The following is a 290-nucleotide window of genomic DNA, read 5'->3' as shown; positions in this document are numbered from 1 at the left end:
GCCAGCCAGCGATGGTGAGCGAATCCCAAAAAGTGCGTCGTAGTCCGGATTGGAGTCTGCAACTCGACTCCATGAAGTCGGAATCGCTAGTAATCGTGGATCAGAATGCCACGGTGAATACGTTCCCGGGCCTTGTACACACCGCCCGTCACACCATGGGAGTGGGCTGCAAAAGAAGTGGGTAGTTTAACCTTCGGGAGGACGCTCACCACTTTGTGGTTCATGACTGGGGTGAAGTCGTAACAAGGTAGCCCTAGGGGAACCTGGGGCTGGATCACCTCCTTATACGA

At 54.8% G+C, this 290-nt stretch carries 1 rRNA gene; it reads left to right on the top strand.

Annotated features, from left to right (window positions below):
* Positions 1-285: ribosomal RNA gene (locus tag M9194_RS21625) — 16S ribosomal RNA — on the top strand; the annotation flags it as partial.
* Between the last annotated feature and the right edge of the window lie 5 nt (positions 286-290).

It is taken from the genome of Vibrio sinus, assembly GCF_023634645.1.
Taxonomy (GTDB): Bacteria; Pseudomonadota; Gammaproteobacteria; order Enterobacterales; family Vibrionaceae; genus Vibrio; species Vibrio sinus.
Note: the sequence above shows the minus strand (reverse complement) of the source record. Positions and strands in the feature narration are given on the sequence as shown.